This is a genomic window from Sporosarcina gallistercoris (genome assembly GCF_050459885.1).
Taxonomy (GTDB): domain Bacteria; phylum Bacillota; class Bacilli; order Bacillales_A; family Planococcaceae; genus Sporosarcina; species Sporosarcina gallistercoris_A.
This window is the reverse complement of the sequence record NZ_JBCMNO010000022.1, coordinates 124,987-134,713: the sequence shown is the minus strand read 5'-3', so window position 1 is coordinate 134,713 and position 9,727 is coordinate 124,987. Positions and strand designations below refer to the sequence as shown.

General features: G+C 47.2%; 7 protein-coding genes and 14 tRNA genes. 19 read left to right on the top strand and 2 right to left on the bottom strand.

What is annotated here, in order from left to right; translation table 11 throughout:
* Nucleotides 1-57 precede the first annotated feature (57 nt).
* The 14 genes from ABE021_RS13495 to ABE021_RS13430 all read left to right on the top strand — a co-directional run bounded on the left by ABE021_RS13495 (nt 58) and on the right by ABE021_RS13430 (nt 1,368).
* Nucleotides 58-134, top strand: a tRNA-Arg gene (locus tag ABE021_RS13495).
* A gap of 19 nt (nt 135-153) precedes the next feature.
* Nucleotides 154-230: transfer RNA gene (locus tag ABE021_RS13490), tRNA-Pro, on the top strand.
* A 16-nt stretch (nt 231-246) separates the two neighbouring features.
* Nucleotides 247-322: transfer RNA gene (locus ABE021_RS13485), tRNA-Ala, on the top strand.
* Nucleotides 323-342: 20 nt separating this feature from the next.
* A tRNA-Met gene (locus ABE021_RS13480) sits at nt 343-416 on the top strand.
* A gap of 6 nt (nt 417-422) precedes the next feature.
* Nucleotides 423-499 (top strand) — tRNA-Ile (locus ABE021_RS13475).
* 19 nt (nt 500-518) lie between these two features.
* Nucleotides 519-611, top strand: a tRNA-Ser gene (locus ABE021_RS13470).
* Between the two features lie 77 nt (nt 612-688).
* Nucleotides 689-763: transfer RNA gene (locus tag ABE021_RS13465), tRNA-Met, on the top strand.
* Nucleotides 764-766: 3 nt separating this feature from the next.
* Nucleotides 767-842 (top strand) — tRNA-Asp (locus tag ABE021_RS13460).
* Nucleotides 843-875: 33 nt separating this feature from the next.
* Nucleotides 876-951: transfer RNA gene (locus ABE021_RS13455), tRNA-Phe, on the top strand.
* A 5-nt stretch (nt 952-956) separates the two neighbouring features.
* Nucleotides 957-1,030, top strand: a tRNA-Gly gene (locus ABE021_RS13450).
* A 4-nt stretch (nt 1,031-1,034) separates the two neighbouring features.
* A tRNA-Ile gene (locus ABE021_RS13445) sits at nt 1,035-1,108 on the top strand.
* Nucleotides 1,109-1,115: 7 nt separating this feature from the next.
* Nucleotides 1,116-1,190: transfer RNA gene (locus ABE021_RS13440), tRNA-Asn, on the top strand.
* A 6-nt stretch (nt 1,191-1,196) separates the two neighbouring features.
* Nucleotides 1,197-1,287: transfer RNA gene (locus ABE021_RS13435), tRNA-Ser, on the top strand.
* A gap of 9 nt (nt 1,288-1,296) precedes the next feature.
* Nucleotides 1,297-1,368: transfer RNA gene (locus ABE021_RS13430), tRNA-Glu, on the top strand.
* A 53-nt stretch (nt 1,369-1,421) separates the two neighbouring features.
* Here ABE021_RS13430 and ABE021_RS13425 read toward each other — a convergent pair.
* Nucleotides 1,422-2,150, bottom strand: a complete 729-nt coding sequence (locus tag ABE021_RS13425) for a TraR/DksA C4-type zinc finger protein (protein ID WP_430289314.1) — start codon at nt 2,148-2,150, stop codon at nt 1,422-1,424.
* A gap of 210 nt (nt 2,151-2,360) precedes the next feature.
* The gene (locus tag ABE021_RS13420; RefSeq protein ID WP_430289312.1) at nt 2,361-3,278 is read right to left on the bottom strand and encodes a 1,4-dihydroxy-2-naphthoate polyprenyltransferase; all 918 of its coding nucleotides are present in this window, start codon (nt 3,276-3,278) and stop codon (nt 2,361-2,363) included.
* Between the two features lie 157 nt (nt 3,279-3,435).
* Between ABE021_RS13420 and ABE021_RS13415 the strand changes: the two genes are divergently transcribed.
* The 5 genes from ABE021_RS13415 (at nt 3,436) to ABE021_RS13395 (ending at nt 9,697) form a co-directional block, all read left to right on the top strand.
* Nucleotides 3,436-4,824 (top strand): isochorismate synthase, encoded by a 1,389-nt coding sequence (locus ABE021_RS13415; protein WP_430289310.1) that lies wholly within the window; start codon nt 3,436-3,438, stop codon nt 4,822-4,824.
* Complete coding sequence (gene menD, locus ABE021_RS13410) at nt 4,817-6,535, top strand: 2-succinyl-5-enolpyruvyl-6-hydroxy-3-cyclohexene-1-carboxylic-acid synthase (protein WP_430289309.1); 1,719 nt, start codon at nt 4,817-4,819, stop codon at nt 6,533-6,535. The genes ABE021_RS13415 and menD overlap by 8 nt, the downstream gene beginning before the upstream one ends.
* The gene (gene menH, locus ABE021_RS13405; RefSeq protein WP_430289308.1) at nt 6,525-7,349 is read left to right on the top strand and encodes a 2-succinyl-6-hydroxy-2,4-cyclohexadiene-1-carboxylate synthase; all 825 of its coding nucleotides are present in this window, start codon (nt 6,525-6,527) and stop codon (nt 7,347-7,349) included. Before menD ends, menH begins: the two co-directional genes overlap by 11 nt.
* Nucleotides 7,350-7,366: 17 nt before the next feature.
* On the top strand, nt 7,367-8,185 hold the full coding sequence (gene menB, locus ABE021_RS13400) for a 1,4-dihydroxy-2-naphthoyl-CoA synthase (protein WP_191688917.1): 819 nt from the start codon (nt 7,367-7,369) through the stop codon (nt 8,183-8,185).
* A 63-nt stretch (nt 8,186-8,248) separates the two neighbouring features.
* On the top strand, nt 8,249-9,697 hold the full coding sequence (locus ABE021_RS13395) for an o-succinylbenzoate--CoA ligase (protein WP_430289307.1): 1,449 nt from the start codon (nt 8,249-8,251) through the stop codon (nt 9,695-9,697).
* The last annotated feature ends 30 nt before the right edge of the window (nt 9,698-9,727 follow it).

Here is a 9,727-nt window from a genome sequence, read left to right as displayed (position 1 = left end):
AATCCCGTCTTCCGCTCCACTGTAATTTACTTAGCATACCTTGTACAAATTATATATGCGCCCGTAGCTCAATTGGATAGAGCGTCTGACTACGGATCAGAAGGTTGTGGATTCGACTTCTGCCGGGCGCGCCAATTTTTATTTTTTTTGGAACGGGAAGTAGCTCAGCTTGGTAGAGCACTTGGTTTGGGACCAAGGGGTCGCAGGTTCGAATCCTGTCTTCCCGACCATTTTCAATTTTAATACGGGGCCTTAGCTCAGCTGGGAGAGCGCCTGCCTTGCACGCAGGAGGTCAGCGGTTCGATCCCGCTAGGCTCCACCAATTTCATTAATCCATTTTATGGCGGCGTAGCTCAGCTGGCTAGAGCGTACGGTTCATACCCGTGAGGTCGGGGGTTCGATCCCCTCTGCCGCCATCCAAAGGACCTTTAGCTCAGTTGGTTAGAGCAGACGGCTCATAACCGTCCGGTCGCAGGTTCGAGTCCTGCAAGGTCCACCAGTATTGCTTACTATCGTACGGAGGTATACCCAAGTTCGGCTGAAGGGATCGGTCTTGAAAACCGACAGGGGTGTCAAAACCCGCGGGGGTTCGAATCCCTCTACCTCCTCCATTTTTTCAAGAAATTCGTAACTTTGCATAAGACAGAAACGTAAGCGTGCTTAGGTTGAGTCTTTCAATTAACATTATCGCGGGGTGGAGCAGTGGTAGCTCGTCGGGCTCATAACCCGAAGGTCACAGGTTCAAATCCTGTCCCCGCAACCAAATGGTCCCGTGGTGTAGCGGTTAACATGCCTGCCTGTCACGCAGGAGATCGCCGGTTCGATCCCGGTCGGGACCGCCATTTCTTTTCATACATAGTCTATTGACACTATGTGGCTCAGTAGCTCAGTCGGTAGAGCAAAGGACTGAAAATCCTTGTGTCGGCGGTTCGATTCCGTCCTGAGCCACCATTCATGCGGGTGTAGTTTAGTGGTAAAACCTCAGCCTTCCAAGCTGATGATGAGGGTTCGATTCCCTTCACCCGCTCCATATTGGGCCTATAGCTCAGCTGGTTAGAGCGCACGCCTGATAAGCGTGAGGTCGGTGGTTCGAGTCCACTTAGGCCCATCATTATTCCGCAGTAGCTCAGTGGTAGAGCAATCGGCTGTTAACCGATCGGTCGTAGGTTCGAGTCCTACCTGCGGAGCCATATTACGGGGAAGTACTCAAGTGGCTCAAGAGGCGCCCCTGCTAAGGGTGTAGGTCGCGAAAGCGGCGCGAGGGTTCGAATCCCTCCTTCTCCGCCATATTTGTTTGGCCCCTTGGTCAAGCGGTTAAGACACCGCCCTTTCACGGCGGTAACACGGGTTCGAATCCCGTAGGGGTCATACTTAAAAGTTCCTGGATGCGAAATCGCTTCCAGGAACTTTTTTTGTGGTTATTATTTGTCGGTGTAACTGTCTTTACGGCGATAGGGGATGTCGCCTAATTCCGACTCCAGTCCTTCCTCATCCAGTTCTTCTTCATAAGCCAATGTTGTGGCTCCCCGAATGATCCCTGAAGGCTCTCCCTCTAAATTACTTGTCGCAATCACATCAATATCTTCAGTACTTTCGTCTTCAATCGAAGTGTCGTATAACGTTTCATAGTCACCATGGTCACCTGTGAAGTCCGATGGAGTCTCAGAAGTACCTGACTTTGCGATTTCTTCAAAACTGTCTATGGGATCTTTAAATGCACCTTCCCTTCGTTCGGCAAATGTGTTTGGATTGGCCATCTTCAGCAGATCATCCTCTACGGGGCGATCATCGGGAATTTCTTGTACGGCGTCATCCACACAAAGCGTAGTATAGGGAATTGCTTCCAACCGTTCGAAAGGGATTTCTTTGCCGCATTCTTCGCATACTCCATATGAGCCATCTTGTATCTTCTCTAATGCTTTCCGGACCTTCTCCAGCTCTTCACTTGCGTGTACATTCAGTGCTCTGTCTTTCTCTCGGTCATATAACTCCGTCCCCATATCTGCCGGGTGGTTGTCGTAGGAGGATAGCTCTCCGATTTCTTCTTGTGGACTATCCTCTACATCAGTCCTCTCTTGGGTCAGAGCGAGTTCATCCTGGAGACGAAGCAGTTCTTTTTTTAAAGTTGTCATTTGATCTTTTGTTAACATTCCGTTCACGTCCTTTATGGATTTACGTTCTAGTATGATTCAGAACAGCAAAATTACTAGTACTTCAGCTGTTAATCCAATGAATTCCTTTTTCGCAGAGTTATTAAACCTTTTGTTTTTCAATTGTGACCTCTACCATTTAAGCCAAACTAAAAAGGCTGATACAGCAATCAGTTTTTACTGACTCCGTACAGCCTTTTTAAGATGTCATTAGGTAGTTGTAAGATGTCCAATAAGCAATCCGATCGCAAGTAACAGACAAAAGAATGTGTTCGTTTGAGCTGTGTATTTCATTGCAGGCATTACTTGCAAAGGAAGTTCAAAGTTCTTAAAGATTTTAATGGCGCTGATCGGTTTCTTAACACATAGGATTACAAGGAGGCTCCATGGCGTTAACCCGCCAAAAAGGACTAACGCAATAATCCAAGCGAAGGCGAGGACGAAAAATCCAGTTTGAATGCGGATCGCATTGACTCGTCCTAACAAAATGGCTAACGTTTTTCTTCCACCTAGCTTATCGCCTTCCAAATCGCGGATATTGTTTGCCATCATGATTGCAGCAACGAGCAATACGCTAGGAATCGACAGCAACACAGAGCGTTCTGTAACCGTACCTGTCTGGATGTAGAATGCAATCAGCACTAATAGCATCCCCATAACCACTCCTGAGAAGAGTTCACCGAGTGGAGTGTAGGCAATAGGATAAGGCCCTCCTGTATAGAAGTAGCCGATTGCCATTGAGATCAGACCGACAACTGCCAGCCACCAGGAAGTCTGCAAGCAGATGTAGATACCCAGTAGAACCGATACACCATATAGGAGAAGCGCCAGATTTAGAATCGTCTTCGGATTGACTTTATTCCGTACGATTGTGCCGCCAATGCCGACTGAATCTTCCGTATCGAGCCCGCGCTTAAAATCGTAATACTCGTTAAACATATTTGTCGCCATTTGGATGAAGACACTTGCGAGTAACATCGCGGCAAATAATAAGAAGTCCAGTTTCCCAAACGGCAATGCGAGCATCGTGCCAAGGAATACAGGAGCAAATGCTGCAGTTAACGTATGAGGACGTGTAAGCTGCCACCACATTCTCCAACCTGTTTCAATTTTAATTGTATCTTGCATTTCGTTCTCTCCTTCTTTTAAACATGCAAGTCTTATTGTACTCTATTCGGCACAATTACGGAATCCTTCAGGTTCTTAAAAATGCGCCGTTACCCGATTTCCGCTATAATGGAAGTAGAATTGGCACTAAGAGTTTGCCACATGAGGAGAGAATACTATGAATCGGAAGCTTACGGACTTGCCTAGCCGGGAAAAAACGGCAGCTATGCCGCATGTCCGCTTCTTTACTGAGACTATTGAGGCGGGCGGAATATCACCGCTGTCTTTTTTTGAGGCAGGGGCGCTCATCAATGATTCCCATCGTTTTTATTGGGAAAATGCTTCTAAAACAATGACACTTGTCGGAATTGGCCATGCACTAACGTTAACTGATGAAGATGGAGCCGATCGTTTTGATACGATTGAATCCAAATGGAAAGACTATTGTAAAGCACTTATTAAAGAAGAAAAAGACATGGATCCTGTGTTATTCGGTGGATTTTCGTTTGATGAAAACCGCTCATCTACTCCTTCAGAGTGGGGAGATTTTCCGAATGCACTTTTTGCTGTCCCTACCTTCCAGTTGAAAATAGAAAATGGAAAAACCCTAGTTGCTATCAATTTCATCTCAGAAGAATCTGAAACGGTCCTTCAATTTGAAGCGCTTCGTAAGCAACGGGACCAACTTATTCATATGGCACAAGTACAAGAATCCGTGTCCATAGAAAAGCCGGCCCTAGTATCGATGAAAGAGCTTTGTAAAGACCATTATCTGAAGGCAGTTAAAAAAATTACAGAGAAAATCCAAAAGGGCGAAGCTGAAAAGGTAGTCATTGCCCGGAAATTAGCTCTGAAATTTGAGCATCCGATCCGTCCGGTAGCTGCACTGCAATCCGTTTCGAACGAGCAGCGGGATAGTTATAATTTCGGGCTTGAGAATGGCGGTCAGTTCTTTTTCGGTGCAACTCCTGAACGATTGATTGAAATAAAGGACGGACAAGCGTTTTCCGCCTGCGTTGCAGGTTCTATCAAGCGGGGAAGTAGTGCCGACGAGGACCAGCAGTTTGGCAGTGAATTACTCGGGGATAAAAAGAACCAAGAAGAGCACCAATATGTAGTGGATATGATTACCGGTGTATTCGAATCACTTTGTGCCTCCTATACAGCCGCAACACGGCCTAAGCTGATGAAAGTACGGGATATCCAACATTTGCACACACCTGTTCAAGGCAGATTAGGTGCTGAAAGTGGTATTTTCCAATTTGTGAAAGCCCTTCATCCGACACCTGCCCTAGGTGGTGTTCCTACACCCGTCGCAATGGAACTGATCCGTCAGGAAGAAGATCGCGATCGTGGGTATTACGCTGCGCCGATCGGATGGACAGATGCATCGGGTAACGGTGAATTTGCAGTTGCAATCCGTTCAGCATTATTAGAAGAGGAACATGCGATGCTCTATGCAGGTGGTGGAATTGTTGCAGACTCAGAACCTACACAGGAATACGAAGAGACTTGGGTGAAATTCAGACCGATGTTACGCGCACTTGGAGGTTCGTTAAATGGATAACCGCAGAACACTGACAAATCATGTGAGAAGAATGGCAGAGAGCCTCGTCAGAATGGGGGTCATTCATGCAGTCATCAGTCCAGGATCGCGTTCAACTCCACTTGCTTATGCCCTTGCTTCCACGGAACAGATAGAGACCCATTTACATGTAGATGAGCGGTCTGCAGGCTTTTTCGCACTTGGGTTGGCGAAGGCTGCGCAAGTACCTGTCGTTCTGTTATGTACATCGGGCACAGCTGCTTCTAATTATCATCCAGCGGTGACTGAAGCGTTTTATGCGCGCGTTCCGCTGATTGTGATCACAGCAGATCGACCGCACGAATTACGCGACGTAGGTGCGCCCCAAGCAATTCGACAAATGGGGTTGTTTGGTCCGCACATCAAATATGATGTGGACTTGCCGATCCCCGAAGATTCTGCTGCAGTCGATGACTATCTAGAACGGCAAATTGCTCGTTCTATAGGCATGGCGGTCACTGAACCTAAGGGACCGGTCCATCTCAATGCGCCATTCCGGGAACCATTGTTAATCGATTTCGAACAAGAACTCCCTTCAGTTACGTTTTCTGAACGGATTGGCGGGCAGGCCTCTCTGTCCACTGAGCAAAAGGAACAGGTAGGCGAATTGATGTGCTCTGCAACACGCGGATTATTAGTGATGGGGGAGTGTAATCCCGGATTCGATAAAACGAAGCTTTGGGCATTTGCGGAAAGAATGAATTGGCCGGTGGTTTGCGATCCATTATCCAATTTGCGATCGGAAGTACCAGAAAGCAGCCGTCATTTATGCATCGACTCCTATGACGCATTTCTGAAAAACGAATCCTTTGCAGCTCAGGCAGGTCCTGACACGGTCATACGCATGGGTCCTCAGCCGGTTTCTAAACCGCTCACATTGTTTTTGAAAAAGTTTCGGCCACAAACAGTTATCGTTGTGGATGAATCCCCGATTTTCCGGGATCCTCTCGGTATTGCTACGCATCATCTACAAGCGAGCGTGATGGACGTTTTGTCTATAGAAACGAGTACTCTTCAAGAGACAGCTTATACAGATCTTTGGAGTAAGGCGAATGGGATTGCTGCAATGATGACAGAAAGTTATCGGAGTGGCGAAGTCCATGAAGGAGATTATGTACGGACGTTACTGGCTTCGTTACCAAGTGGAAGTGATTTAATAAGCGGCAGCAGTATGCCGATCCGTGATTTGGACACGTACTTCCGTAAAACAGATCGGGACATTGCGATTTTCTCCAATCGCGGAGCTAACGGGATTGACGGGGTAGTGTCTACTGCTCTCGGCATTCAAACTGCACGTAAGCGTCCTTCTTGGCTTCTGATTGGAGACTTGTCGTTCATGCACGACGTGAACGGGTTACTGATTTCCCGTATGCAGACAATGGATTTAACCATTATAGTGAGTAATAATGATGGAGGCGGCATTTTCTCTTACTTGCCTCAAGCATCGATTCCGAATCATTTTGAACAGTTATTTGGTACGCCAACCGGTTTATCATTTGCTCCTCTTGCGGAGATGTACGGCATTCAATACGATTCGGTTTCATCAATAGAACAGCTTGAAGCTCGATTGGCAGAAGAGAAAACCGCTCCACTGAGGATCATTGAGATGATCTCAGTTCGCGATCGGAATGTCCTGGCTCATCGTGAATTGTGGAGTGCAATCGGAGAGGAGCTCGACCGGAATGGGTTCTGAATGGTTTTTTGTCAATGGCCACTCAATGCATGTGCAGCGTTCCGGTGATGCATCTCTTCCAGTTGTGGTCTTCCTTCATGGGTTCACAGGAAGCACAGCTACGTGGCAGACAATCATTTCCCTTCTTGAAGGGAAAGTCCATGCTGTCGCAATCGATCTGTGGGGACATGGGCAATCGGACATTCCTGAGAACAGTTCCGATTATTCAATGGAAAGACAGACTGAAGATCTCGAGCAACTGTTCAGCCAATTAGAGCTAAGAAAGTTCACATTGGTCGGCTATTCCATGGGAGGTCGTACTGCGTTAGGGTACGCGGCCTCTTATCCTGAGCGGATACAGCAACTAGTCCTTGAAAGTGCGTCGCCAGGGTTGAAAACAGCATCTGAGCGTTCAGATCGTAAGGAACGAGATGCCAAATTAGCGGAACGCCTCCTATCCGAACCGTTGCATGATTTCATGGATTTTTGGGGGAGCCTGGCCTTATTCGACTCGCAGAAGTCCCTGTCAGAGCGACAACAAGAAGCAATACGGAAAGAGCGGTTAAGCCAAGATGCACAAGGCCTTGCTAATAGCTTGATCGGTATTGGGACGGGAAGTCAGCCGTCATACTGGGAACTGCTTTCTGAGCAGATGTATCCCGTAATTCTAGTTACAGGATCCCTCGATAAAAAGTTTGAAACGATTGCGTTGGAGATGAAAAACTTACTGCCAGCAGTCCGACATTTCTCTGTGAAAAATGCCGGTCATGCAATCCACGTGGAAAAACCTGAAGAGTTTGCTACAATAATAGATGAGTTGGTTAAACAAAAATGATTTCTAGGAGGAAAACCATGACACGACAATGGGAAACACTTCATACATACGAAGATATCAAGTATGAAAAGTACAATGGCATCGCAAAAGTGACGATCAACCGTCCTGAAGTTCGCAATGCATTCCGTCCAAAAACGGTAATGGAAATGATTGATGCTTTTTCTCGTGCACGGGACGATGAAAGTATCGGAGTCATCGTTTTAACAGGAGAAGGCGAAAAAGCATTCTGTTCTGGCGGAGACCAGAAAGTACGCGGTCATGGGGGCTATGTTGGTGAAGACGAGATTCCGCGTTTGAACGTACTCGATCTACAGCGTCTGATCCGTGTGATTCCGAAACCTGTTGTTGCAATGGTTGCGGGCTACGCAATTGGCGGTGGCCATGTCCTTCATGTCGTATGTGACTTAACAATTGCAGCAGACAATGCGATCTTTGGTCAAACGGGACCTAAAGTGGGATCTTTTGATGCTGGATACGGTTCAGGTTACCTCGCACGTATTATCGGACATAAGAAAGCACGTGAAATTTGGTACTTGTGCCGCCAGTACAATGCTCAAGATGCGTTGGATATGGGGCTAGTTAACACAGTTGTCCCTTATGAGCAGCTTGAAGACGAAACCGTCCAATGGTGTGAAGAGATGCTATCCATGAGCCCTACCGCCCTGCGTTTCTTGAAAGCAGCGATGAATGCGGATACAGATGGTCTAGCAGGTCTTCAACAATTGGCTGGTGACGCTACATTGCTGTATTACACATCTGACGAAGCAAAAGAAGGCCGCGATGCTTTCAAGGAAAAGCGCAAGCCGGACTTTGGGCAATTCCCACGATTCCCTTAATGTTTACGAAACGAAAAAACTGCCTATTAGGCAGTTTTTTCTTTACGGAAAGAAGGTACAAAAATGATACCCAATTGGTTATTAAAACGCGCAGCATTGACGCCTCATGCCCCTGCATTGAGCTTTCAAGATCGTACATGGAGCTACCTGGAGTTGAAAGAAGAAGCATTGGATAGAGCCGGGAAGCTCCGTTCACTTGGAATTGGACGTGGAAGCCGTATTGCATTACTCGGAGGGACTTCCGGTGAGATGGCTCTGTTAATCCATGGTTGTCTTCTTGCGGGGATAGAAATGGTCATGTTGAACTCAAGGTTGACGGCGGAAGAAATCGAGTATCAGTTAAAAGATTCGCAATCGGAATGGCTCGTGTGTGAAGATGCTGTTCGGAGAAAGACTTTGCAGCATGTATGCCGGAGTATTGTCTATGATGAATTAGTTCAACTGAATCGGGAACCCTTGCAACTGGAGCAAATGTGGGAAGAGGATCGCACGCTAACGATCATGTATACCTCGGGAACGACAGGATTTCCAAAAGGTGTCCGTCAAACTGCAGAAAACCATACATCGAGTGCTCTTTCAGCTGTCTTGAACAGCGGTTTACATGATGGAGATGCTTGGCTTCACATGATGCCTCTCTTTCATATTAGCGGTTTCTCCATTTTAGCGAGAGCCGTTCTTTATGGCTCCGAAGTGAGGCTATTTGAAAAGTTTGATGCCGCGATAGCGGCTGAAGAAATTACTACTGGACGCGTATCGGGAATGTCTGTTGTGGCAGTGACACTCGAACGGCTGCTGACAGTCATTGAAAACGGCAAGCTATCCGTTCACCCTAAGTTCCGCACAATGCTTGCTGGTGGAGGTCCCGTACCCGTGAGCTATTTAAAGAGAGCTGAACAATGCGGTCTACCCGTGTTACAAACGTATGGTATGACGGAAACAAGTTCACAGACTGCCACTTTATCGGCTGTAGACGCATTACGGAAACCAGGATCGGCAGGGAAACCCCTTTTCTTCACAGATATCCGAATTGACGGGCAGACCGAACCGTTTGTAAAGGGAGAAATCCTTATCAAGGGGCCTCATGTGACAACGGGATATATAGGAAAGCACACAAGTACCCAAGTGTTGCGAAATGGCTGGCTCCATTCAGGGGACATCGGATACTTTGATGATGAAGGCTTTTTGTTTGTTTCAGATCGCCGATCCGACTTGATCATTTCAGGCGGGGAGAATATTTATCCTGCCGAGATAGAAGCGGTGCTTGCGGAGCATCCGCAAATAGTGGAGGCAGGCGTCTGTGCCATGCAAAGCGACACATGGGGAGCTGTTCCCGCGGCTTTTGTCGTTGCGCGGTCTGCTATTGAAGAGGAAAGCCTAAGGAAGTTTTGTCAAACTCGGCTAGCGGCGTATAAGGTACCAAAAGCTTTTCACTTTGTGGATGAATTACCACGCAATGCATCGAACAAATTGTTGCGCAAGGACCTTCGTGAGAGTCTCACTTCAAGGAAATGAACCTAAAAAAGGCTGGGGGAGTAAGGGGAA